This is a genomic window from Pseudomonas sp. Irchel 3H7 (assembly GCF_900187605.1).
In the GTDB taxonomy this organism is placed as follows: Bacteria; Pseudomonadota; Gammaproteobacteria; order Pseudomonadales; family Pseudomonadaceae; genus Aquipseudomonas.
The window spans coordinates 26,946-50,140 of sequence record NZ_FYEA01000015.1; the positions used below are offsets into that span (position 1 = coordinate 26,946).

Below are 23,195 nucleotides of genomic sequence, written 5' to 3' on the forward strand. Positions count from 1 at the left end.
GCTGACATGCAGTACGACACGCTGATCCGCAATGCGCTCATCATTGATGGCAGCAACGTGGCCGGCTACCCCGCCGATGTGGCAATCCGCAAGGGTCGCATCGAGCGTATCGGCGACTTGCAGGATGCTCACGCAACAGAAGAAATCGATGCGGCGGGGCGGGTGCTGGCACCCGGTTTTATCGACGTGCACACCCACGACGACACCGTGGTCATTCGCCAACCGGAGATGCTGCCCAAGCTCAGCCAGGGCGTGACCACGGTGATTGTCGGTAACTGCGGGATCAGCGCCTCGCCCGTGACATTGAAGGGCAATCCGCCGGATCCGATGAACCTGCTCGGCAGCGCGGCGGCATTCGTTTATCCACGCTTCAGCGATTACCGCGCGGCGGTGGAAGCGGCCAATACCACGCTGAACGTGGCGGCACTGATCGGCCACACGGCGCTGCGCAGCAATCATCTGGATGATTTGTTCCGTACCGCGACGCCAGAAGAAATCGCTGCGATGCGCGAACAGTTACGCGAAAGCCTTGAGGCCGGTGCGTTGGGTTTATCCACAGGTCTGGCGTACGCCAGCGCCTACAACGCTTCCACCGATGAAGTGATGCAACTGACCGAAGAACTGACGGCATTCGGCGCGGTGTACACCACGCACCTGCGCAGCGAATTCGCCCCGGTGCTGGAAGCGATGGAAGAAGCGTTCAGCATCGGCCGTCATTCGCGTTCGCCGGTGATCATTTCCCACCTCAAGTGTGCCGGCGTCGGCAACTGGGGGCGCAGTCCGCAATTGCTCGCCTCATTGGAAGAGGCCGCTAAAACCCAGCACGTGGGGTGCGATTGCTATCCCTATGCGGCGAGTTCATCGACGCTGGACTTGAAACAAGTCACCGACGCCCACCGCATCACTATCACCTGGTCGACGCCGCACCCGGAAGTCAGCGGTCGCGACCTGATCGACATCGCCGCCGAATGGAATCTGCCGCTGCTCGATGCCGCCAAACGCCTGCAACCAGCCGGCGCGGTGTACTACGGCATGGATGAGGCCGATGTACGAAGAATCCTCGCCCATCCGTTATCGATGGTCGGTTCTGACGGACTGCCTGAAGACCCGTTCCCGCACCCACGCCTGTGGGGCGCTTTCCCACGGGTGCTCGGACATTTTAGTCGTGATGTCGGCCTGTTTCCGTTACACACCGCGGTGCACAAGATGACCGGTTTGTCGGCGGCGCGATTTGGGCTGAAAGAGCGCGGCGAAATTCGTGAAGGCTATTGGGCTGATCTGGTGTTGTTCAATCCGGCGACGGTGCGTGATGTGGCGGATTTCAATGATCCGCAACGGGCTGCGCAGGGGATTGACGGTGTGTGGATCAATGGAGTGTTGAGCTATCGCGATGGACAGGCAAACGGTCGCCGGGGAGGGCGCTTTCTCGCGCGCGATGGGAATTTACGCGACGGGTTTAAGTGATTCTGCTGACGTCAAAAGATCGCAGCCTTCGGCAGCTCCTACATGGGAATGCGATCTTCTGTAGGAGCTGCCGCAGGCTGCGATCTTTTGAACTGCGTCTCATAGTGGCACTGTGCAATTAAAGAAACGCCAGCCCAAGCCGAATTGCTGACATCCACCCCGTCTACACTGTGGGGCCAATCAGTCAGGGAGCACCCCATGAGCTTCGGCAAAACCACCCCGATCCTGCGGATCTTCGATGAAGCCAAAGCTGTCGAGTTCTACGTCGATTTTCTGGGTTTCAAGATCGACTGGCAGCATCGCTTCGAAGCGAATTTTCCGTTGTATCTGCAGGTGTCTCGCGGCGAGTGCGTGCTGCATTTGTCCGAGCATCATGGCGATGCGTGCCCGGGTTCTGCGCTGCGTATCGAGACCGATGAGCTGGAGGCGTTTCAGCAGCAGTTGGTGGCCAAGGATTACAAGTTTTCGTACCCGGGGATTCAGGCGATGCCTTGGGGGAGTCAGGACATGACCATCGTTGATCCGTTTGGTAATCGGTTGGTGTTTACCAATGCGATTTGTCTCTGAACTGAAAAGCCCCTCACCCTAACCCTCTCCCAGAGGGAGAGGGGACTGACCGAGGTGTCTGACGCTATGCACCGACCTGAAAGATCTGCAGCGATTATGGATTCACAGCAGCACTTTCAGGTCGGTGTATTTAGCGAACATCTCACGGTCGCCCCTTCACCCTCACCCTAGCCCTCTCCCGGAGGGAGAGGGGACTGACCGAGGTGTCTGGCGCTATACATCGACCTGCAAGACCGAGTCGATTATGGATTCACAGCAGCACTTTCAGGTCGGCGTATCTAATCAATATCCCCCGTTCGGCCCCCTCTCCCTCCGGGAGAGGGCTGGGGTGAGGGTAAATGGCACACCGCAAAAAGAAGCCCGCCACCTAACCATCACAGTTGGGGTCGCGGGCTTTTTCGTTAGTCGGTCGGCACTAATCTGTCCAACACGCGATTGACGGCCATTTCCGCCACCATCACCACTTGCGCAATACCCTGCAAAGTCTTGCGGTGTGTGCCTTCAACCTGCGCGGCATGGTTGTTGAGCATGACCGTCGCCGAGCCAAGAGTTTCGCTGGCGTCGGCGAGCAGGGATTCGGTACCTGCCTCGGGGTTGGCCATGTACAGCGTGTTGGGGGTGTAGGGCGTGGCCATGAGGTCGGCGTTCGTCGGACCGAGGTAGTGGTCGAGCGCGCGCTCGGCGGCTTCGTGGAATTTCTTTGAGTCGGGGGATTCGTAGGGGGAGGCCGGGTCGGTGACCGGCGGATTTGGCGTAACTTTGAACATGGGAGCGTACCTTTTAAAGCCGCATCCATTTCGCCGCTAAGCAAAAGGGAGGCAGCTGTGCGCAAGTTAGCGGACCGGTCGCATCCCACCCCGGCGCACCCGAAGGTGCCATGCGCACAGCCACCATCAAGCGCAGGCAAATACCTGACGGGATGATACTGGTGCAGCGGGGAGCGAATGTAGCCGAGCCGCTAAGCTCGATCACTGGGAATCAGTGACGCAATCAAGTTACGCAGCATGCTCAGGGCGCACAAGCCGGCGGATTCTGGCTTAGGCGTAGGTTACGGCGCAAGGATTTGTGGGCTGTTTCGCGTAACGCTGAGTGTCTTTAAACACCTGTGGTGCGGGATGTTTATTGCGCTCAAGTATCGAAGATTTGCCTGTAGGAATTGTTGGCTGCCACTGACGCCTTCGCTGGCAAGCCAGCTCCCACAGGTTTATGTGCAAGTAATAGATTTTGTGGACGACTCGGACACTGTGGGAGCTGGCTTGCCAGCGAAGAGGCCAGAACATTCACCCCCGATGCATCTGCCGAAACTCCCCCGGCGGCATCCCTCGCCGACTCTTGAACGTACGATGAAACGACCTCGGTTCGGTAAACCCCAGATATTGCGCAATGTCCTGAATCGGCAGCGTGCTGTTGAGCAAATAATGCTCAGCCAGCTCCTGACGCAAATCATCGAGAATCTGCTGATACGACGTCCCCGCCTGATGCAATTGCCGCTGCAACGTCCGCACGGAAACAGCGAGCTGCTCGGCGACCTGTTCCTTGCGCGGCAAACCCTCCTTGAGCAACTGCCGCAGGATGTTCTTCACCTGCTGCTCAAGCGACGCATCCTCCAGCGTCGCCATCAATCCCAACGCATGTTCTTCCAGCGTCCGCAGCAACTGCGCATCCGCCTGACGCAACGGCAACTGCAAATACGCCAGCGGCACGACCAACGCCGAATACAGCTGATCAAACAGCACCGGGCAACCGAAAAACGCCTCGTACTGCGCCGGCGTGGCCTCGGCCGGGCATGAATGCTCGAGCCAGACTGCGGCCGGCGACATCTGCGTATCGGCGATCCAGCGCGCATAGTGCAGCCACGAACCGAGGACGTTTTCCACCAGATGTCGACGGATCCGTGGTCGCTGATAACGGCAGGTCCAGATCAGGTGCACGTGGTCATCCAGCACCTCGGCGCGACTGATGCCCATGTCGCCCACCAGTTTCTCGAACGGCATGATCCGGCTCATCGCATCACCGAGCGTCGCGCAGTTCATGGTGATGTAACCGAGCACGCTCCACGAATTGGGCAGGACGAAATTCGCCGCGTTAAGCCCGAACAGCGGATCGCCCGAGTGTTCGCAAAAATAATCCAGCAAGCGTTCATGCGCTTCACCGGGCAAACGCAGGGTGTTGTCGCTCAACTGCTGCGCCTGCAAACCCGCCGCCGCCAACGCCGGCTCGATGGCCATGCCCAGCTGTTCGGCATGGCGCAGGTATTTGAGCAGCGGCGGTACCGAGGTGAAGCCAAGCGATTGCATGATCCCTTCCTTTGATCGAGGACGCGTGGGCGGATGAAGGCCTGAAAGGTAATTTGAAACCCCGACTAAAGTAAATGGCTGACGCTTGCGCGACGTTTGACTCAATTGGCTACACGAACTGGCCGGATGCGACCGTGACACTTTGCGGCCGCTGGCTAGTATGGAGGCCTGAAATATCACTGATCCGACGGTTAGAAGGACACACGCATGCGACGCTGGAACGGCTGGGGAGATGCAAGCACGGTGGTCGAACTGCCGGCCCAGGGCGCGGAGTTTCTTCATGAGCGACTGGGCGAGGGGCGCGCGCTGCCCGATGCGACCCTTGAAGCGGCATTGGCGCGTGTGCCTACCTCGCGATTGCCTGCGCACACGTTGTACAGCGTCGATGCCCACGACCGCTTGTTGCATGCGCGGGGCCAGAGCCTGCCGGACTGGCTGGCGTTGCGTGAAGGTGCTTTGGGCAATTATCCCGATGCGGTGGCGTTCCCCGAGACCGCCGAGCACATCCGCCAATTGCTGGCGCTCGCTCACGAGCAGGACCTGTGCCTGATCCCGTATGGCGGCGGCACGTCGGTGGCCGGGCACATCAATCCGCCGGATTCGGCGCGGCCAGTGGTGACGGTGTCGCTGGCGCGGATGAACCGCCTGATCGACCTCGACGAACAGAGCCTGCTGGCGACGTTTGGTCCCGGTGCGAGTGGGCCGCAGGTGGAAAGTCAGCTGCGGGCGCGGGGCTACACCCTGGGGCATTTTCCGCAGTCTTGGGAGTTGTCGACGCTGGGCGGTTGGGTGGCCAGCCGTTCCAGCGGTCAGCAGTCGTTGCGCTATGGCCGCATCGAGCAATTGTTTGCGGGCGGAACCTTGGAAACCTTTGCCGGGCCTTTGGAAATTCCAACCTTCCCGGCCTCTGCCGCCGGGCCTGATCTGCGCGAGGTGGTGCTCGGTTGCGAGGGCCGTTTCGGGATTATTTCCGAGGTCAAAGTGCGGGTCAGTGCTTTGCCTGCAGATGAGCGTTTCTACGGGGTGTTTTTACCCAGTTGGACCAAGGCCCTGCAAGCCATCCGCCAATTGGCTCAGGCGCGTGTGCCGCTGTCGATGCTGCGTTTATCCAACGCCGTGGAAACCGAAACGCAACTGGCGTTGGCCGGTCATCCGCAACAAATCGCCTGGCTGGAAAAGTACCTGAAGCTAAGGGGGGCGGCAGAGGGTAAATGCCTGCTGACCTTCGGCGTCACCGGCAATCGCCGGCAAAACGCATTGTCGCTGACGCAGGCGCGGCAGCATCTGAAGGCCTTCGGCGGCGTGTTCACCGGTACCTTGCTCGGCAAGAAATGGGCGCAGAACCGCTTCCGTTTCCCCTACCTGCGCGAGAACCTGTGGAACGCCGGTTACGTCGTCGACACTCTGGAAACCGCCACCGACTGGAGCAATGTCGACCACCTGCTCAAGCTCATTGAAAACAGCCTGCGCGAGGCATTGGCCGCCGAAGGGGAACGCGTGCATGTGTTCACCCATCTGTCCCACGTCTATGGCGAAGGCTCAAGCATCTACACCACCTACGTGTTTCGCCCGGCGGCGGATTACCCGGCGACGCTGGCACGCTGGAAAGCGCTCAAACACGCGGCCAGCCAGACCATCGTCGACAACCACGGCACCATCAGTCACCAGCACGGTGTCGGCAAGGATCACGCGCCGTACCTGTTAAGCGAGAAGGGCGCATTGGCGATGGATGCGTTGCAGGCGCTGAGCAAACACTTCGATCCGGCCGGGCGCCTCAATCCCGGCACGCTGCTGCCGGAGTGACGGCGATGAGTCCGGACTGGAACGCCGCATGGCGTCAGCAGATTCTGCCGACGCTGGCTGAGGAAAGCTGGGATCTGATCGTCATCGGCGGCGGTATCAGCGGCGCCGGCATTCTGCGGGAAGCCGCGCGTCGAGGCTGGCGCTGTCTGCTGCTGGAACAGCGTGATTTTGCCTGGGGCACCTCTAGCCGATCGTCGAAAATGGTCCATGGCGGTTTGCGTTACATCGCCAAGGGCCAGTGGCGCCTGACTCGTGATTCGGTGCGCGAACGTCAGCGCTTGCTCGACGAAGCGCCGGGGTTGGTCGAGCCGATGAGCTTTATGATGCCGCACTATCGCGGCGGCTTTCCCGGGCCTCGGGTGTTGGGTGGCTTGCTGAGCGTTTACGACGCCCTGGCCGGACGGCGCAGCCATCGCTTTCATGATGCGCAACAACTGCGTTATCTGGCGCCGGGTGTGAAGGAAAACGACTTGCTCGGTGGCACCTGTTTTGTCGATGCGCTGACCGATGATGCGCGGCTGGTGATGCGTGTGTTGAGCGAAGCGCGGGCCGATGGCGCTGTCGTGGTCAATGGCGTGCGCGTCGAACATCTGCTGCGTGAAAACGGCCGAGTGTGCGGCGTTGAAATCGAAGATTGCGAGGGCGGCGCTACCCTGCAATTGCGCTGCGGTGTGCTCGCTGTGGCGACTGGTGCGTGGGCTGAGCGTTTGCGGCCGACTGAGGCGCCGCGACAATTACGACCGTTGCGTGGCAGTCATTTATTGCTGCCGGGTTGGCGTTTGCCGGTGGCGCAGGCATTCACTTTTCTGCATGAGCGCGATCGGCGTCCGGTGTTTGTTTTTCCGTGGGAGGGCGCGACGGTGGTCGGCACTACAGACCTCGACCATCGCGACGATCTGGATCAGAGCGCGAGCATCAGCGCTGAAGAACTCGGCTATCTTCTGGCGGCCTGCACACAACAGTTTCCCGGCGCCGAAGTGAGCGCGGCGGATGTGTTGTCGACCTGGTCCGGCGTACGTCCGGTGGTGGGCAGCGCGGGTGCGCATCAAGACAAGCCGTCGAACGAAACCCGCGAGCATGTGCTGTGGCAGGAGCCCGGTTGCGTGACGTTGGCCGGCGGCAAGCTGACCACGTTTCGCCCGCAAGCCATCGAAGTGCTCAAGGCCTGCGCGAGCATGCTGGGTCGTCCTTTCATCGATGACGCCGCGCCAGTGTTTGCCGCTGTGCCTGCGCTGCTGATTGCTGAATTGAGCAGCCATCAGTGGCGACGTCTGGCCGGACGGCATGGCCGAGAACTGCCAAGGCTGGCGCAATTAATCAAAGAAATCGGCCACGCCACGGTCGGCGCCACGGACACCTTGTGGGCGGAATTGGCCTTCGCCTGTGAGACTGAAATGGTTCTGCACCTCGACGATCTGCTGCTGCGCCGCACGCGTCTAGGCCTGCTGCTGCCCCATGGCGGTGAAGATTATTTCACCGCAATGCGTCAACTCTGCCAGCCGCGACTGGGCTGGAGCGACGAACACTGGCAGCAAGAAATTCAGCGTTATCGGGCGTTGTGGCAACGCCATCACGGTTTGCCGGATGCCACGCCTTGATGCCCCTTGAAGAGAGCTCCATGGATAACCACCCGAACAAGCGTTACCTGCTGGCCATCGACAACGGCACCCAGAGCGTGCGCGCGCTGCTTTTCGATTTGCAGGGCAATCTGCTCGGTAAAGGCAAGGTTGAATTGCAGGCGTATTACTCGGCGCAACCGGGCTGGGCCGAGCAGGATCCGGAGTATTACTGGGCGAAACTCGGCGAGGCGTGCCAGCAAGTGTGGGCGCAGACCGGCATTGATCGTTCGCAGATTGCCGGGGTGTCACTGACCACTCAGCGCGGCACGGTGATCAATGTCGATGCCGAGGGCAAACCGCTGCGTCCGGCGATTCTGTGGCTCGATCAACGGCAGAGCGAAGTCGAAGGCGGGATCAAAGGACCGTGGGGCTGGTTGTTCAAACTGGTCGGCGCGCAAGGCACCGTGGATTATTTTCGCGCTCAGGCAGAGGCGAATTGGATCGCTCAGCATCAGCCAGAAGTGTGGGCGGCGACGGATAAGTTTTTGCTGTTGTCCGGGTTTCTCACGCATCGCCTGTGCGGGCGCTTTGTCGACTCGGTGGGTTGCTGCGTCGGCTATCTTCCGTTCGATTTCAGACGGCTGAAATGGGCTGCGCCGAGTGACTGGAAATGGCAGGCGCTGGCGGTGCGTCCCGAGCAATTGCCGAGCTTGCAAAAACCCGGTGAAACCCTTGGCTACATCACCGCTGAAGCCGCTCGCCACACCGGCATTCCCGAAGGTTTGCCGTTGATTGCTGCCGGCGCCGACAAGGCTTGCGAAGTGGTCGGTGCCGGCGTGGTCGATGCGAATACGGTGTGCCTGTCTTACGGCACCACGGCGACGATCACCAGCACCCGCTCGCGCTATCTGGAAATCGTCCCGTTGATTCCGCCGTACCCGTCAGCGGTGCCCGACCAGTACAACTGCGAGGTGATGATTTATCGCGGTTACTGGATGGTCAGCTGGTTCAAGAACGAGTTTGGTTTGCGTGAGATGCAGCAGGCCAAAGAGCAGGGCATCGAGCCGGAGCAGTTGTTCGATGCGCTGGTCGATGCCGTTCCACCGGGATCGATGGGTTTGATGCTGCAACCGTACTGGTCGCCGGGGATTCGCGAGCCGGGTGTCGAGGCGAAAGGAGCGATGATCGGCTTCGGCGACGTGCACACCCGCGCGCATATTTACCGGGCGATTCTGGAAGGGCTGGCGTATGCGTTGCGTCAGGGTATGGAGAATATCGAGCGGCGTTCGAATGTCTCAATCAAGCGTCTGCGGGTTGCTGGCGGTGGTTCGCAGAGTGATGCGGCGATGCAGCTCACGGCGAATATTTTCGGCCTGCCGGCGGAGCGTCCGCATGTGTATGAAGCGTCGGGTCTGGGCGCGGCGATTTGTTGTGCGGTGGGATTGGGGCTGCATGCGGATTTCCCCACGGCCATCGCGGCGATGACCCGGGTCGGCGCGGTTTTCACACCGCAGCCTGAAGCGCAGAAAATCTACGAACAATTGTACAAAGACGTGTACCTGCGCATGTACCGCCAGCTCAAACCGCTGTACCAGAGCATCCGCAAAATCACCGGATACCCCGCTTAGCTGACCACCACAAATCCCTTGTAGGAGTGAGCCTGCTCGCGATAGCGGAGTATCAGCCAGCATCTATTTGACTGACACATCGCTATCGCGAGCAGGCTCACTCCTACAGGGGGCGGTAGTGTTTTTGATATCGGGTAATTGGCGCCATCGGAGAACTTTTCTGGTGAGATCGGACAGTGTCAGCGCCGGGGTCGGTTGTTAGGCTCATCCCCCACGGCACCGCCAATAAGAACGACAAGCAATGAAGCTGACCTTCCTCCTGTTGCTGCTTTGTGCAACGGCCCCGAGCGCCTGGGGCTGGTCGAACCATACGGTCGGCAGCTATCTGGCGTTGCAGGATCTGCCGGCGTTGCGTGATGCACCGCAGGTTGAAGTCGAGCCGCTGGAGCGGTTTCTCACCGAGCAATACCCGGCCGTGCTGGCGCTGCTGGAGCAACAGGAAAGCTTCGCCCGCGAGCACTTCGCGCAATACCCGCCACGCCCCGACAAGCTGAAATTGCCCGCAGTGCCGAGTGACAATCTGCGCCACGACTTCCTCACGGCGCTGCGCATCAGTCCCGAGATTTACCTGGCGATGGTCATCCAGCCATTGCCCGGCAAAGACCTGCCCGAGCGTGAGCATCTGCAGGCCAATCAAGTCATGGTCGAGCAAACCCTTTCGCCGTGGAATCGACAACGCTTCATCGTTGTCGCCGAGCACGAAAAAGTCGCAGCGCTGGCCGTGCTCGCCAGCGCCGCCGACGAACCGGATTACGGCCACGACATCAATCTGTTCAGCGACAACCCCGGCGCAGTCGGCGCGGTCTATGGCTTCGGCCCGCAGCCGTTCGGCGACGCGCGTTTCCAGTACAGCTCGCAGGCGCCGTTCCACATGGGTTTTTTCCACGAAAGCCCCGTGGTGTACGCCGCTGCAGGTTTCCTTGAACGCAGTTGGCCGGACTGGCGCGCCTATCAATACATGGGGCTGGCGCGATTGGCATTTGCCAGCGGTCATCCGTATTGGGGTTATCGTTTTCTTGGTTGGGGCCTGCACCACATTCAGGACCTGACCCAGCCGTATCACGCCAAGCCGTTGCCCGGTGTCGACCTGGCCAGTCTTCTGTTGCTGGAAGGCAAGGCAATCGCCGGTTTCGCCGAGGACAAACAAGCCTCGATCGAACGCGTCGCCACCCGGCACATGGAAGTGGAGAAGTATCAGTCGACCTGGCTGCGTCGCGTACTGCGCGCCGGTCAGCCGCACCCGATGCTGGCGGCTTACGCCGATGTGGCTCAGGACAAAACCTACCCGCCGTACTCGGTCGACTACCTGCGCGAAGTGGTCAGTGCCGAGTCGGTCAACGATTCCGCAGCGTTCGACGAGGCCATCGGCCAGTGGCTGGAAACCGCGCCCGTCAGCAGTGATTTCAGCCGCGGCAATCAACTTCATAGCGAAGATTTCGATCACCCGGCACTCAATCAGCAGCTGTTGAAGTTGCTAGGGCATTTCGGCGCGCACAGCCGGATTTACGTCAGCGCGGGATTGGCGCCGTAGCGCGGTAACGAACACCAAAACAATAAAAACAGGGAAGGAGGAACACATGATCAACTCTCGATTGCGCCTGACGGGCGCCGCGCTCCCCGGTGTCGGCCTGGCCGGGCTGCTGCAACTGTGCGCAGTCGATGCGGCGCACGCGGTGGAGTTCAGCCTGATGGACAAGCAGGTCACCGGCTCCCTCGACACGACCTTGTCCTACGGCCGTTTATGGCGGGTGCAGGGCCGCGATAAAACCAACGACGACGTCAACACCAACGACGGCAATCGCAACTTCGACACCGGGCTGGTTTCCGAGGTGTACAAGATCACCTCCGAGCTTGAAGCCAACTATCAGAATTACGGTGTGTTCGTGCGCGGCACCGCGTTCTACGACACGCAACTGATGGACAGGCGCAACGACTACTACGACAACAACAGCCCGTCGCAACCAAGCCAGAGCTACCCGCAGGACAACCATTTCACCAACCAGACCCGCGACATTGCCGGCAGCCGCATCGAGATGCTCGACGCCTATGTGCACGGCAGTTGGGACGTTGCGCAGATGCCGGTGACCGCGCGCATCGGGCGGCAGGTGTTCAACTGGGGCGAGGGGATTTTCTATCGTGGCGGGATCAACACCACCAACCCGGTGGACGCCGCCAAGTACCGCCTGCCCGGCGCCGAAGTCAAGGAAGTGCTGGTGCCGGTCGAGGCGCTGAGCTTCAACATCGGCCTGACCGACTCGCTGACCATGGAGAGTTTCTACCAGACCAACTGGAAGGAAACCCGCATCGACCCGGTCGGCACCTTCTACTCGCAAACCGACTTGTTCGCTGACGGTGGCAACACCGGTTACAACAACTTCAGCGGCACAGCGCTCGACACGCCGGTTCCGGGGTTTGGCAACGTCATCGGTTTGTACAGCGCGTTGGGCAATAACCCGTTACTGAGCTCCGCCCTGCAAACCACTGGCCTGTACGCCAACGGCGTGACGCCGGCCTATGGCAATACGTTGAAAGTGGCGAGCATCGGCAAGGACTACAACGCGCGCAACGATGGCCAGTTCGGCTTTGCCTTTCGCTACATCGCCGAGCAGCTCAACAGCACCGAGTTCGGGTTGTACATGGTCAATTACCACGCCAAGGAACCGACCATCGCTGCCGATCTGGGCGGGTACAAAGGCATCGACATGGATGCGCTGACCAACCTGTTGTCCGGTGTCGCCGGCAGTCAGGCCGGGGCGCTGGCCAACGGTCTGGCGACGGCCGATGTGATGGGCAATATTCAGGCGCATCGGCGCTACGCCGAAGACATCCGCATGTACGGCTTCAGCTTCAACACCACGCTGGGTGAGGCGTCGGTATTCGGTGAAATCGCTTATCGGCCGAACCTGCCGATCGGTGTCGCGGCCACTAATGATTTGATTGGTGATTTGGCCAACGGTGCGGCAGTGGCGGTGACGGGGCGGTCGATCAACGTCGGCGGGCAGATGGTCAATCTCAACAGCGAGATCAACAACGCCGAACGCGTCGAAGCGTTCAACACCTCGCTCGGCACCATTTACAACTTTGGCCCGACCGCTTCGTTCGACTCGCTGTTCGGTATCTTCGAACTGGCCTCGGAGCACCTGCGCGGCAGCAGTCTGCAATACACCGCGTATGACGGCAGCCGTCGCTTCTACGCCGGCACCGGTAACTATTCCTATGTCTCCGGCGGTGATCGCGACGATCAGGTCAATCGCAATTCCTACAGCTATACGGCGATGCTCAACGGCACCTGGAACGACGTGTACGCCGGGGTCAACGTCTCGCCCTACATCGTCTACAAGGACGATTTCGAGGGCAACAGCTATCAGGCCGGCAACACCATCGAAGGTCGCAAGGCCTACACGCTGGGGATCAAGGCCAACTACCAGAACAAGCTCGAAGCCGAACTGCAATACACCGAGTTCTATGGCGGCGGGCAAAACAACGGCATTCGCGACCGCGACAACGTCGGGTTCAACCTCAAGTATTTCCTTTGATACCCAGACCACAGGCGCCCCCCCTGTAGGAGTGAGCCTGCTCGCGATAGCGAATTTTCAGTCGCTGTAGGTGTTGTCTGACACACCGCTATCGCGAGCAGGCTCACTCCTACAGGGGATCTACGGTGATTTTCAGACCTCACTCCCGTTTCGGAGATCGATCATGTTTCACACTTCAAGATTGACCAAAGCTTCGCTAGGGCTTGTTTTAGGCCTTGCCGCCAGCACCGCTCTGGCCGCCATCACCCCACAACAAGCCGAACAACTGAAAACCACCCTGACTCCGATGGGCGCCGAGCGCGCGGGTAACGCCGCCGGCACTATTCCCGCGTGGACCGGCGGCATCACCCAGGCGCCGGCCGGCTACAAACCCGGCCAGCATCACCCCGATCCGTACGCGGCAGACAAACCGCTGTTCACCATCACCAAAGCCAACCTCGACCAGTACAAGGCCCACCTCAGCCCCGGTCAGATCGCCCTGTTCAACAGCTACCCCGACACCTTCCAGATGCCGATCTACCCATCCCGCCGCTCCGGTTCGGCACCGCAATGGCTGTACGACAACACCCTCAAGAATGCGACCTCGGCCAAGCTGCTCGAAGGCGGCAGCGGTTTCTCCGATGCCTACGGCGGCGTGCCATTCCCGGTGCCCAAGGACGGCGTTGAAGTGCTGTGGAACCACATCACTCGCTATCGCGGCATCTACGTCGTGCGCCGCGCCTCCGAAGCACCGGTGCAGCGCAACGGCAGCTTCGCGCTGGTGACGTCGCAGCAGGAAGCGCTGTTCAACTACTACCGCCCGAACGGCCAGTTCGCCGACCTGAAAAACATCCTGTTCTACTACCTCGCCTTCGTGAAAAGCCCGGCGCGACTGGCCGGCGGTGCTGCACTGGTGCACGAAACCCTCGATCAACTCAAGGACGCACGCCAGGCCTGGATCTACGACGCCGGCCAACGCCGCGTGCGCCGCGCACCGAACCTCGCCTACGACACGCCAATCGCATCCTCCGATGGCCTGCGCACCGCCGACGACACCGACCTGTTCAACGGCTCACCGGATCGCTACGAGTGGAAGCTCAAGGGCAAACAGGAAATCTACATCCCCTACAACAACTACAAAGTCGCCAGCCCCGAGGTGAAATACGCGCAGTTGCTGACCCCCGGCCACCTCAATCCGCAATACACCCGCTACGAGTTGCATCGGGTCTGGGTGGTGGAAGGCAACCTGAAACCCGGGTCGCGGCACATCTATTCCAAACGCGTGTTGTTTCTCGATGAAGACAGCTGGGGCGCGGCACTGGTTGATCAATACGACGGGCGAGGGGAGTTGTGGCGGGTGTCGATGGCTTACCTGAAAAACTTTTATGACCTGCCGACGACGTGGAGTGCGCTGGATGTTTTCCACGATTTGCAGGCGCGGCGTTACTACGTGCAGAACCTTGATAACGAAGAAGCGGAGACTGTCGATTTTGCGCAGCCGGTGCCGGAGGATGCGTATTTTATGCCGTCGGCGTTGCGGCAGCGTGGGACGCGGTGATGGCTGAAGTTTAAGTCCGCACCACTGACAGAAAAAAGCCCGAAGCCACTGATACATTTGGCTTCGGGTTTGTTCTGTGGAGCTAAATATATCTACTTTACAGATATCTGTATTTGAGATAATTTGGGCGCATGTAGGGATACCAGAACCGAAAATTGTATGAGAGTGATCACAAAAGCGGCGGTTGCGCGGGCCATTGAGACTCATGGCCAGTGGAGAGATCCTCTCACCTTGTGGCTAACCATCTTCGACAGAGCATCGCTGCGCTTCGAGTCGTTTGAGAAGCTTCGTCAAGACTGGGCCAGCGCCTCAGGTTGGAACGTTGATCGTATCCCTCACTCGAAGCTGAGGCTGACGAGCAAGAAAGGTCCGCTTGATATTTACGTTTTTGATATCAAGAAAAACGAGTGCCGTGTCATTACGTGGATCAACACGAAGACTGGCACTATCTATATCAAGGACATTCTTCCCCATGCCGGATATGACAAATGGTGGAAGGGTGATGTCAAGTAGTTGGCCAGAATGAAATACGCTATTTATGTTTAACGAAAATAAAGGTGATCTCAATGAAGCGTAATAAAGTCGAAGCGACAGGACTGGATTCCTTCATAGCCGATATTTCACCCATGCTTGAGGGGCTGGGCGATCAGCTAGCGACTTTGTCCAAGTTGTTGTCTGCCTGCCATGATCCGATAAAAAATGATGACGATCTGCAAGTGCGAATGGCCCTGATTGATGAGCTTTATTCCCACGCGAACACCGAGGATCATGCTGCGGCACGGTTTGCGGAGTTTGTGGCTGATCGGGTTTATGAGTACGAAAATGAAACGGTGTTGATTGCTTATTCGTCCCAATCTGAAGCGCTGGCGTTTCTGCTGTCGGAAAGAGGTGTCAAACAGAAGGACTTGTCTGAGATTGCGACCCAGAGTGCTGTTTCAGAGATATTGAATAACAAGCGAAAAATGACCGTTGCCCAGATAAAGGGATTCGCCGAGTTCTTTAAAGTACCGGTTGAGTTTTTTATGCACGGTGTGGTTTGACGGGATGCCGTGACAGGTCTAACGCAATCGCGAGCAGGCTCACTCCTACAGGGAAATTGGCGTCGCCCACATAATCTGTGATCGACGCGTTACCTGTAGGAGTGAGCCTGCTCGCGATGCGGTTGTAGCGTCAGCGCTGAATCAAGATCAAACGCGGAAGTGGCTGACCATCTGTTGCAACTGACCACCCAGACGCGCCAGTTCAACACTCGACGCTGCCGTCTCATCACTCGCCGCTGCGGTCTGTTCCGACACGTCGCGTACGTTGATGATGCTGCGGCTGATCTCTTCGGCCACTGCACTTTGCTGTTCAGCCGCTGCGGCGATCTGCTGGTTCATCGACTGGATGTTCGACACCGTGCGGGTGATGTTTTCCAGCGATGCACCGGCCTTGCGCGTCAGGGCCACGCTGCTGTCGGTCAGGGCGCGGCTGTTGCTCATTACCGCCGAAACCTGCTGGGTGCCGTTCTGCAAACCAGCGACCAGGCCTTCGATTTCTTCGGTGGATTTCTGCGTACGCTGCGCCAGGCCACGCACTTCATCGGCGACCACGGCGAAACCACGACCGGCTTCACCGGCACGCGCGGCTTCGATCGCAGCGTTGAGGGCCAGCAGGTTGGTCTGTTCGGCAACAGCCTTGATCACGTCCATGACGCTGCCGATCTTGTCGCTTTCCTGTTGCAGCACACTCATGGCTTCGGTGGAACGCACCACTTCGCTGGCGAGACGCTCGATTTGGGCGATGGCTTCATTGACCACTTTGTCGCCTTCACGGGCTTCGCCGTCAGCGGCGGCAGCGGCTTGCGAGGCTTCTTCGGCGTTGCGCGCAACTTCCTGCACGGTGGCGGTCATTTCGTGCATGGCGGTGGCGACCTGATCGGTCTCGACTTTCTGACTGTTTACACCGGCGCTGGTCTGCTCGGTGACGGCCGACAGTTCTTCGGCGGCGCTGGCGATCTGGGTGACGCCGTCGCGGATGCCGCTGATCAAGTCACGCAGGGTCACACCCATGCGCGCGATGCCTTGTTGCAGCACGCCGAGTTCGTCGCGGCGGGTGACGGTGACGTTCTGGGTCAGGTCGCCGCTGGCGATGCGCTCGACCACGGCCAGGGTTTCCTGCAACGGACGGGTGATCTGACGGGTGATGATTACCGCAGCAATCACGCCAACCAGCAGGGCGAGCAGGGTGCTGATCAACTGGAAGGTACGCGCCTGGGCGCTTTCCGCGTCACGGCGATCGAGCTGGATCTGATACAGCTGCTCGCTCAGGGCGACGATGGTGGTGCCCTGGTCGGTCATTTCCTTACGCGCCTGCACGGCATCGGTGTTGGCGTTCTTGTACGCCATCAACGCGCTGCGATAGCTGGTCAACGCAGATTCCAATTGGCGCAAGGCATCCTGCTGAGTCGCAGCAAATTGCGCATTCAATGACTTGAGGCTGGCGATGGCCGCGTCAATCTGGCCGATGGCTTTCTGTTCGGTTTCGGCGTTGGTAGTGGCGGTGTAGCCGCGCACTTCGTAGCGCGCGAGGATGAACGCTTCCTTGGCGGCGGTGATCGCCTGGAACTGCTCGAAACGCTGCTCGCTCATGTCCATCTGCTGCACGCGTTTGCTGATCGATTCGATCTGGTTGTACGCGGTCTCGGCACTCACGCTCATGCTGTCGCGGGCGCTGTTGCCGGTGCGATAGGCGTTACGCATTTTGTTCAGCGACGTCTGGTATTCAGCGATGGTCGCTGCCTGCTCCTTGAGCAGTTTGACGTTTTCCGGGCTCTTGAAGCTGTTGATCAGCTTCTGTTGCTGCGCGGCGAAGCTTTCGAGGGTGGTCTGCACATTCTGCGCGGCGGTTTCATCGCCATTGGTCAGCATGTACTGCAGGCGCACCACGCGTAGTTTGGTCAGACCGGCATTGAGCTGGGTGATATCGCTCATCCAGTTGCTGCGGTCGATCAGGCCACCGAGGCTGGTCCAGCCTGTCAGGGCCAGCACGCAGGTCAGGGCCAGCACCAGGCCGAAGCCCAGGCCCAATTTCATGTTCACGCTGATGTTGCCGAACCAGCTATTCATCAAAAATCCTCCAGAAACGTTGGGTTTCTTGTCGTCAGTTAGGCTGGAAGATTGTTGTTTTTTTGAGCCAGCAAGGGTGTTAGCAGGTCTGTATCGGCCGCATTTCCCAGAGCTGAAAGGATTTTGTCCTACGGAATTTGTAACATCGGATCCCAAGACTTTTTTCACATGGGTTTCACTGGCTGCCCACGCCCGCCTCTGTACCTTCGCCGCATCGAATGAACCCGTGATGCAGAGTGGTGAGGCGGTTTTTGTGGAATTGAGACTGAGTCTGTTCGGCGTCAAACGCTCGATCGATCTGAGCTTTTTGGCGCGTTTTCGCAACACTTGGGTGGTGTTGGCGGCATCGGTATTGGTGATCCCGCTGACCCTGTGGTTGCTGGCGCCGGCGGCGGTGCCGGACTTGGCCCACGGCAACGTGGCGGGTGCGCAAGCGTTGGCGACGGGCTGGGCCAAGGGCGACATGATCGTCCTGGTGCGGCACGTTGAACGTTGCGATCACTCCAAAGCCGCGTGCCTGAGTGGCAATGACGGCATCACCGATCGCTCGCGCAGTGTCGCGGTGGCGGTCGGTGCACAGTTCGAACAACTGGGCCTGAACAACGCCGACATTTATAACAGCCCGTCGATGCGCACGGTGCAGACCGCCGGTTACATGTTCAACCATGCCGCCAGCGGTGACGATTGGTTGATCAACTGCCGTGGGCGCATGTTGCAGGATGCGCTGGCCCACAAGCTGCCCGGTCGCAATCTGGTCCTGGTGACCCACAGTGAATGCATGGCGCAAATCGAGAAAGATCTCAAAGTGCCGACTTCGAGCGCGGGGTACGGCTCGTCATTGTTTGTTTCCGCTGCTAGCCCGGCGGCTCCCAAGATGCTCGGCTTCATTGAAGCCTCCGACTGGCGCACGGTGAATACCCGATGAAATCCCGCTTCTACGCTTACAACTTTGGTATTCCGCTGGTCTGTGCGGCGCTGGTGTTCCTGATGTTCGACATGACCAAGATCGACATCGCCTTCAGCAACCTGCTGTTCGATCCGCTGACGCAGACCTTCCCACTCGACAAAATCCACTTTTTTGAAAAGCTCACGCATAAATGGGCGCGGATCATTCCCAACTGGACGGCAGAAATCGCCCTGATCGGCGCGCTGCTATCGGTGGTCTGGCCGTTGGTCAATCCGCAGAAACGTCCGCGACTCGGCACAATGCTTGAGCGCAGTAAAGTCGCGCCAGTGCTGCGATTTGCCGCTGATCACCGTAGGGATTTTCTGTTTGTGGTGGTCGCATTTGCGGTCTGCACCGGGGTGATTCATTTCCTCAAGTCCCACACCAGCGTTTACTGCCCGATCGAGACCACGCTGTACGGTGGCAAAATGGCTCACGTTGAGTGGTACAGCAATTTTCAACTGTTCCATGAAGCCGGGAGTGGCCGGTGCTGGCCGGGTGGTCATGCGTCGGGCGGCTTCACCATGCTGGCGCTGTATTTCGTGGCGCGGCGCTATCAATGGCGCTTTTCCAGTGCCATCTTGTGGGGCTCGCTGCTGCTGGGGTTCGTTTATGGCACTACTCGCGTCCTGCAGGGCTGGCACTACATGTCCCACACCTTCTGGGCCGGAATCTTCGTGTGGCTGGCGTGTTTGCTGACAGCGTTAGCCTTCTACGGGCGCGCGCGGCTGGATGTGCCGGTGCTGGGCAAGCGCAAACAGAAAGTTTTCATTGCGCAGTCTGAGGTCTCTCTCTGAACCCGTTCAAATGAAATGAAAACCCGCCATCACGGCGGGTTTTTTATGGGCCTGCGCAGGTCTCAATAGCCGACGAAGTAATACGCCTGTCGTCCGACCATCATGGTCTTGAGCACTTTCAGTGGGGCGGCGGGTTCGCTGTCGCCGGCCATCACCACGACATGGGATGGCGAGGCCGCGAGGAAATCTCGCAACTGCACTTCGGTATCCAGGCCTTTGAGCACTTGCTGGGTATAGAAGACCGTAGCGCCACCGACCCGCTCATTGGCCTGAAACAGCGCGACTTGATGCCCAGCGGTTTGCAGCGTCTGAATTTCAACGCTCAACGGCAGGAACGAAAGCTTTTTGTCGGCGTGGGGCAGTGCCCACTGCGCGGCGGCGAGGTAACTGCCGATCACCAGCGTGAGCACACCGACTGCCAGTGTTTGACGCTGCCGGGCGATTCGGCCTACGAATCCATTACCGGATTCGTACTGCTTCAATCGCTCAAACAGCACCCCTGCATACTCCGCAGCGATCACCGCGGCGGCCGGTGTCATCGACATCAGGTACACCGTGCGTTTGCTCGACGCCAACGTCAGCATGATGAATTGCGCCACGATCCACAGGCTGAAAAACAGCAGGTAACGGTCGGCCTTCAATTGTTTGCGGAAATGCCAGAGCCCCAGGTACACCAGAATATTCCACGGCAGGAAGGCTTCCGGCAGTTTGGCCAAGTAGTAATAGAACGGTTCATAGTGCCCGGCCTCGACGAACGATCCGCTGAAGCGCCCGACGCTGTTGGTCAGCAGCACCTCTTTGACGGCCCGCGCACCGCCGTGCTGGAAGAGGATGACGAGCCAGATCAGCAGCGGAATCAAACCGACCAGGGTCAGTAAACCCGGGCGCAACCAGTCGGCGATTTTCAGGCGCTTGTCCATCAGGTTGTCGGCCAGCAGATAGGCGAAAATCACCACGCCCGGCATGGCCAGCCCCAGCACACCCTTGCTCAATGTAGCGATGGCGATCCCAACGACAAACAACAGCGAGTTGCCCGCGGTCGACGCCCGTTGCGCCTGGAAAAAGGCCAGCAGCGCGGTGGTCACGCCGAGGGCGAGCAACGCGTCCTCACCGACCCCGCGCACATTGCTCCAGTAACTGGCCATGGTCGCGAGCAGAATGCCTACGGTCCAGGCAATCATTTTCGGCCGCTCGAAACGCCGCAACATGCCGTACAGCAGCATCACACTGAGCAACCCGGCAACCGCCGACGCCAGCCGCACGGCCCACGGTGAAACGCCGAACATACGCATGGCGCCAGCATCCAGCCACAGGCTTAACGGTGGTTTTTCCAGAAACGGTTCACCAAACAGACGAGGTGTCACCCAGTCGTCGTCCAGATGCATCTCCATGGCGATGCCAGCCACGCGGGCCTCGGTGGAGCCTTGCAATTGATGGCCGCCCAATGCGAAGAAAAACAGCAGGGCGGCAAGCAGAAACAGCGAAGTGACGGCACGCGACATGGTGTTCAGGCAACCGGAAGGGGCGGGAGGCCTGAGCATACGTCGGCAATCCTGAACAAATTGTGAAGCTAGTCCAATTGTCGCGACCAACGCTTCTCCGGCGTTTCGAACAGCGGATTGACCAGCGCTGTCAGCACATGATCCTGCCAGCGCCCGGCAATGTTCAGGTACGCCTTGGCGTAACCCTCGCGCTCGAAGCCCAGACGCTCAAGCAAGCGCTCACTGCGCTCGTTGCCGGGAATGTAGTTGGCCATGATCCGATGCAGGTTCTGGATATCGAACATGTAGTCGATGCCAGCCTTCAGCGCTTCGTGCATCAAGCCCTGTCCCTGTTGGGCTTCATCAATGTGATAGCCCAGATAGCACGCCTGAAAGGCCCCGCGAATGATGCCGCTGAAGTTGCACGCGCCGATCATCTGCTGGCCGTCCGGCGTCAGTAGCGCGAAATGCATGGCCAGCCCGGCCTCGAATGCGCTGGCCTGTATTTCAAGGCGCCGGCGAATCTGCTTGGTGGAAAAATATTCAGTGGTGCGTATCGGTGACCAGGGCGCGAGGTGGCGCTGATTGCGTCGGTAGAACTCGCTTTCAAGCTCGGCCTGCTCCGGTGCAAGTATCGCGAGCGTCAGGCGTTGGCAGGGCAGGGTCAACAGCGGCATCGGGCGCTCCGGCTTGTGGGATCTGCAGGCAGAGTCGCGCAATCACCGGGGTTACGGCAAGTCGTGGCGAAGACAGGACTTTGTTTCAGGCAAAAAAAAGCCCGCAGGAGCGCGGGCGAACCGTAGTTTCTTGAATGAGCGAGCGGACTGTACAAGGGTTGGCCGCGCAGCTGCAGTGAAGAAAAATTCATCTCGATGGGCGGCCCCAATGCAGTCCGATGCGCAACCGAGCGCCGGGGTTTCGCCCGTCAATGGCGGGTTTCAGGCCCGGTAGTGTTCAGCGGTTTCTGCGGATCAAGATTGTCCCGTGCCCGACAAATCAGGATCTCGGCCAGTGCGCTCAATTGCTTCATGGCCACCGCCACATGGCGTTTTGAGCCGTCGAACTCATCGGCAAAGGTTGCGCTGATGGCCGCGAGGGAATCGAGGATCTCGCTGGCGTGGGTGAGCAGGGTCAGGGTGTCGACATCGTCGCGCACCCTGATGAGTTGATTGAGCGGGATGCTACGGCGCCGTTTGTGCGCTTCGCTGTGTGCGCTGTTATTCGATTGCGGTTGGGTGCTGGACGTTGGCGCGTCGGACGGTGCCGGGCCAACCAGCGAAAGACGGGGGATTTTCTTCATGACGTAGCTCCGTGGAGTGAACATTCACTGCAATTGCGGCTGCCAAACCGTCCGCTGGATGGCAGTGGTCGTGGAGCGTAACGCCCTGAGGAACTGTGCACCAGTTCATCAAAGTCGACGCGTGTTGCAGGAATTTTCCTAGGACGTTCGATGTGGGAGGGCGGGCGTAGCGATAAAACCAAACGGCAGTCGCGGTGATCACGGATAGTCATTTCAAGACGTGTGGTCCGGACGGGAACTCAATACTCCGCCACCTTATCTCCGCGCAGAACCCACCCGGCCTCGCCCGTCACCAACGTGTATTGAACCTGGCGCATCTTCCCCGTGCGGCCTGCGCCTGCATCAGTGCTGTCATACACCGGGAAGCGCTGCACCAAGGCGTTTTCCACCACCGCAAACGAATCCTCGCCCTGATAGCCCTCGGCGATGTTTGGATTGTCGCTGACCGGCGGCAGGTAGATTTCGCTCAGGGATTTCTTGTTGTTGGCTGAATAGGCAATCAGATCGCCCGGCATGCCGCGTCCGGGAATGCGGGTGAAAACGTAGATTTCGGGCGAGCCGTCGTTGTTCAGGTCGCCAATCTCGGCGCGGACGATATCGCCCTTGAGCGGCCGGGTAATCGCGCTGTTGTCGATTTCCAGGCCTTTGGGTTCAATGCGCAAAACGGCTTGGCCATCGGCCTGTTCACGGCTGACGTGAAAGCGGATGCCCTGCAATTCCAATGTCTGCTCGAACGGTTTCGTCCCGTCCGCCGCATCAGCAGTGGCGAGCCTCAGAGACAACGCATAGTTGGCGACTTCGTTGCGCCGTGCCGCATTGCGCATGAGGTATACCTGAACGGTGTACTCGCCATCGGAAGGTAAGGTGCCGGAAAAGTGATTGCCCATGATCGAGCCGTTGAACAGTGCGTAATCCGCGCCCTTGGCAGTAATGTTGAAGTAAGCGGAGGTGTTGGATGGTTTGAAATCGACGGTGAGCATCTGGCCGGTCCTGGCGTTGAATCGGTACTCCGCCGTTTGGTCACCCTTGATCGACTGTTTGCGCTGGACACTGTCGGCGCTGGTTGTGAAAGCGATCGGTTCGACGCGCACAGCGCCAGCATCTGCTGCGTGGACAGGCAGGGAAATCAGTGCCGCCAGCGTGGCGGCGATCCAGATCTTCATCTTCAACTCC

General features: G+C 59.5%; 19 protein-coding genes and 1 pseudogene. 12 read left to right on the plus strand and 8 right to left on the minus strand.

All coding sequences use genetic code 11. The annotated features are described in order from the left end of the window. The first annotated feature begins 6 nt into the window (after positions 1-6). Both CKW38_RS25625 and CKW38_RS25630 read left to right on the plus strand, forming a co-directional pair. Positions 7-1,464 carry an amidohydrolase family protein gene (locus tag CKW38_RS25625; protein ID WP_095114190.1) on the plus strand — a complete coding sequence of 486 codons (1,458 nt, stop codon included), beginning with the start codon at positions 7-9 and terminating at the stop codon, positions 1,462-1,464. A gap of 198 nt (positions 1,465-1,662) precedes the next feature. Further along, positions 1,663-2,031 (plus strand): glyoxalase superfamily protein, encoded by a 369-nt coding sequence (locus CKW38_RS25630; protein WP_095114191.1) that lies wholly within the window; start codon positions 1,663-1,665, stop codon positions 2,029-2,031. 401 nt (positions 2,032-2,432) lie between these two features. Here the strand turns inward: CKW38_RS25630 and CKW38_RS25635 are convergent, their stop codons facing one another. Together CKW38_RS25635 and CKW38_RS25640 are read right to left on the minus strand one after the other, a co-directional pair. Beyond that, positions 2,433-2,798 (minus strand): DUF6124 family protein, encoded by a 366-nt coding sequence (locus tag CKW38_RS25635; protein WP_095114192.1) that lies wholly within the window; start codon positions 2,796-2,798, stop codon positions 2,433-2,435. Between the two features lie 513 nt (positions 2,799-3,311). Continuing rightward, complete coding sequence (locus CKW38_RS25640) at positions 3,312-4,328, minus strand: AraC family transcriptional regulator (protein WP_095114193.1); 1,017 nt, start codon at positions 4,326-4,328, stop codon at positions 3,312-3,314. 207 nt (positions 4,329-4,535) lie between these two features. Here CKW38_RS25640 and CKW38_RS25645 point away from each other — a divergent pair, with 207 nt between their 5' ends. The 8 genes from CKW38_RS25645 (at position 4,536) to CKW38_RS25680 (ending at position 15,431) form a co-directional block, all read left to right on the plus strand. Next, the gene (locus tag CKW38_RS25645; protein WP_095114194.1) at positions 4,536-6,131 is read left to right on the plus strand and encodes an FAD-binding oxidoreductase; all 1,596 of its coding nucleotides are present in this window, start codon (positions 4,536-4,538) and stop codon (positions 6,129-6,131) included. 5 nt (positions 6,132-6,136) lie between these two features. Continuing rightward, on the plus strand, positions 6,137-7,729 hold the full coding sequence (locus CKW38_RS25650) for a glycerol-3-phosphate dehydrogenase/oxidase (protein ID WP_095114195.1): 1,593 nt from the start codon (positions 6,137-6,139) through the stop codon (positions 7,727-7,729). Between the two features lie 20 nt (positions 7,730-7,749). Then, positions 7,750-9,318 carry an FGGY-family carbohydrate kinase gene (locus tag CKW38_RS25655; protein WP_095114196.1) on the plus strand — a complete coding sequence of 523 codons (1,569 nt, stop codon included), beginning with the start codon at positions 7,750-7,752 and terminating at the stop codon, positions 9,316-9,318. 241 nt (positions 9,319-9,559) lie between these two features. Further along, positions 9,560-10,849: a phospholipase gene (locus CKW38_RS25660; RefSeq protein ID WP_095114197.1), complete on the plus strand. Its 1,290-nt coding sequence runs from the start codon at positions 9,560-9,562 to the stop codon at positions 10,847-10,849. Positions 10,850-10,895: 46 nt separating this feature from the next. Beyond that, positions 10,896-12,854: a DUF1302 domain-containing protein gene (locus CKW38_RS25665; protein ID WP_095114198.1), complete on the plus strand. Its 1,959-nt coding sequence runs from the start codon at positions 10,896-10,898 to the stop codon at positions 12,852-12,854. Positions 12,855-13,017: 163 nt separating this feature from the next. After that, positions 13,018-14,391: a DUF1329 domain-containing protein gene (locus CKW38_RS25670; protein ID WP_095049688.1), complete on the plus strand. Its 1,374-nt coding sequence runs from the start codon at positions 13,018-13,020 to the stop codon at positions 14,389-14,391. Positions 14,392-14,550: 159 nt separating this feature from the next. Beyond that, positions 14,551-14,904 (plus strand): type II toxin-antitoxin system HigB family toxin, encoded by a 354-nt coding sequence (locus CKW38_RS25675; RefSeq protein ID WP_228759094.1) that lies wholly within the window; start codon positions 14,551-14,553, stop codon positions 14,902-14,904. A gap of 53 nt (positions 14,905-14,957) precedes the next feature. Beyond that, complete coding sequence (locus tag CKW38_RS25680; RefSeq protein WP_007911534.1) at positions 14,958-15,431, plus strand: type II toxin-antitoxin system HigA family antitoxin; 474 nt, start codon at positions 14,958-14,960, stop codon at positions 15,429-15,431. A 147-nt stretch (positions 15,432-15,578) separates the two neighbouring features. On the opposite strand, the gene CKW38_RS30715 is transcribed toward CKW38_RS25680, so the two are convergent. Together CKW38_RS30715 and CKW38_RS30720 are read right to left on the minus strand one after the other, a co-directional pair. After that, the gene (locus CKW38_RS30715; protein ID WP_371748303.1) at positions 15,579-16,442 is read right to left on the minus strand and encodes a methyl-accepting chemotaxis protein; all 864 of its coding nucleotides are present in this window, start codon (positions 16,440-16,442) and stop codon (positions 15,579-15,581) included. Beyond that, positions 16,437-17,498 (minus strand): annotated as a pseudogene (locus CKW38_RS30720) (methyl-accepting chemotaxis protein); the annotation flags it as partial. The gene CKW38_RS30715 and the pseudogene CKW38_RS30720, both read right to left, overlap by 6 nt. A gap of 253 nt (positions 17,499-17,751) precedes the next feature. Here CKW38_RS30720 and CKW38_RS25690 point away from each other — a divergent pair. Both CKW38_RS25690 and CKW38_RS25695 read left to right on the plus strand, forming a co-directional pair. Beyond that, entirely contained in the window at positions 17,752-18,423 is a 672-nt protein-coding gene (locus tag CKW38_RS25690; RefSeq protein ID WP_095114230.1) for a histidine phosphatase family protein, read from the plus strand. Then, a complete protein-coding gene (locus tag CKW38_RS25695; RefSeq protein ID WP_095114200.1) occupies positions 18,420-19,241 on the plus strand; it encodes a phosphatase PAP2 family protein in 822 nt (273 codons plus the stop codon). Before CKW38_RS25690 ends, CKW38_RS25695 begins: the two co-directional genes overlap by 4 nt. A 62-nt stretch (positions 19,242-19,303) precedes the next feature. On the opposite strand, the gene CKW38_RS25700 is transcribed toward CKW38_RS25695, so the two are convergent. The 4 genes from CKW38_RS25700 to CKW38_RS25715 form a co-directional block, all read right to left on the minus strand. Next, positions 19,304-20,782 carry a glycosyltransferase family 39 protein gene (locus tag CKW38_RS25700; RefSeq protein ID WP_095114201.1) on the minus strand — a complete coding sequence of 493 codons (1,479 nt, stop codon included), beginning with the start codon at positions 20,780-20,782 and terminating at the stop codon, positions 19,304-19,306. Between the two features lie 29 nt (positions 20,783-20,811). Further along, positions 20,812-21,399, minus strand: a complete 588-nt coding sequence (rimJ, locus tag CKW38_RS25705) for a ribosomal protein S5-alanine N-acetyltransferase (RefSeq protein ID WP_095114202.1) — start codon at positions 21,397-21,399, stop codon at positions 20,812-20,814. Between the two features lie 248 nt (positions 21,400-21,647). Further along, positions 21,648-22,022: a DUF6124 family protein gene (locus CKW38_RS25710; protein WP_095114203.1), complete on the minus strand. Its 375-nt coding sequence runs from the start codon at positions 22,020-22,022 to the stop codon at positions 21,648-21,650. A 239-nt stretch (positions 22,023-22,261) separates the two neighbouring features. Beyond that, positions 22,262-23,185: a hypothetical protein gene (locus CKW38_RS25715; RefSeq protein ID WP_095114204.1), complete on the minus strand. Its 924-nt coding sequence runs from the start codon at positions 23,183-23,185 to the stop codon at positions 22,262-22,264. Positions 23,186-23,195 lie beyond the last annotated feature (10 nt).

Excerpts from the sequence above, each read along its gene's own strand:
- CKW38_RS25625 (WP_095114190.1), top strand. The coding sequence starts at position 7 with ATGCAGTACGACACGCTGATCCGCAATGCGCTCATCATTGATGGCAGC.
- CKW38_RS25630 (WP_095114191.1), top strand. The coding sequence starts at position 1,663 with ATGAGCTTCGGCAAAACCACCCCGATCCTGCGGATCTTCGATGAAGCC.
- CKW38_RS25635 (WP_095114192.1), bottom strand. The coding sequence starts at position 2,798 with ATGTTCAAAGTTACGCCAAATCCGCCGGTCACCGACCCGGCCTCCCCC.
- CKW38_RS25640 (WP_095114193.1), bottom strand. The coding sequence starts at position 4,328 with ATGCAATCGCTTGGCTTCACCTCGGTACCGCCGCTGCTCAAATACCTG.
- CKW38_RS25645 (WP_095114194.1), top strand. The coding sequence starts at position 4,536 with ATGCGACGCTGGAACGGCTGGGGAGATGCAAGCACGGTGGTCGAACTG.
- CKW38_RS25650 (WP_095114195.1), top strand. The coding sequence starts at position 6,137 with ATGAGTCCGGACTGGAACGCCGCATGGCGTCAGCAGATTCTGCCGACG.
- CKW38_RS25655 (WP_095114196.1), top strand. The coding sequence starts at position 7,750 with ATGGATAACCACCCGAACAAGCGTTACCTGCTGGCCATCGACAACGGC.
- CKW38_RS25660 (WP_095114197.1), top strand. The coding sequence starts at position 9,560 with ATGAAGCTGACCTTCCTCCTGTTGCTGCTTTGTGCAACGGCCCCGAGC.
- CKW38_RS25665 (WP_095114198.1), top strand. The coding sequence starts at position 10,896 with ATGATCAACTCTCGATTGCGCCTGACGGGCGCCGCGCTCCCCGGTGTC.
- CKW38_RS25670 (WP_095049688.1), top strand. The coding sequence starts at position 13,018 with ATGTTTCACACTTCAAGATTGACCAAAGCTTCGCTAGGGCTTGTTTTA.
- CKW38_RS25675 (WP_228759094.1), top strand. The coding sequence starts at position 14,551 with ATGAGAGTGATCACAAAAGCGGCGGTTGCGCGGGCCATTGAGACTCAT.
- CKW38_RS25680 (WP_007911534.1), top strand. The coding sequence starts at position 14,958 with ATGAAGCGTAATAAAGTCGAAGCGACAGGACTGGATTCCTTCATAGCC.
- CKW38_RS30715 (WP_371748303.1), bottom strand. The coding sequence starts at position 16,442 with ATGGGTGTGACCCTGCGTGACTTGATCAGCGGCATCCGCGACGGCGTC.
- CKW38_RS25695 (WP_095114200.1), top strand. The coding sequence starts at position 18,420 with ATGAAATCCCGCTTCTACGCTTACAACTTTGGTATTCCGCTGGTCTGT.
- CKW38_RS25700 (WP_095114201.1), bottom strand. The coding sequence starts at position 20,782 with ATGCTCAGGCCTCCCGCCCCTTCCGGTTGCCTGAACACCATGTCGCGT.
- rimJ (WP_095114202.1), bottom strand. The coding sequence starts at position 21,399 with ATGCCGCTGTTGACCCTGCCCTGCCAACGCCTGACGCTCGCGATACTT.
- CKW38_RS25710 (WP_095114203.1), bottom strand. The coding sequence starts at position 22,022 with ATGAAGAAAATCCCCCGTCTTTCGCTGGTTGGCCCGGCACCGTCCGAC.
- CKW38_RS25715 (WP_095114204.1), bottom strand. The coding sequence starts at position 23,185 with ATGAAGATCTGGATCGCCGCCACGCTGGCGGCACTGATTTCCCTGCCT.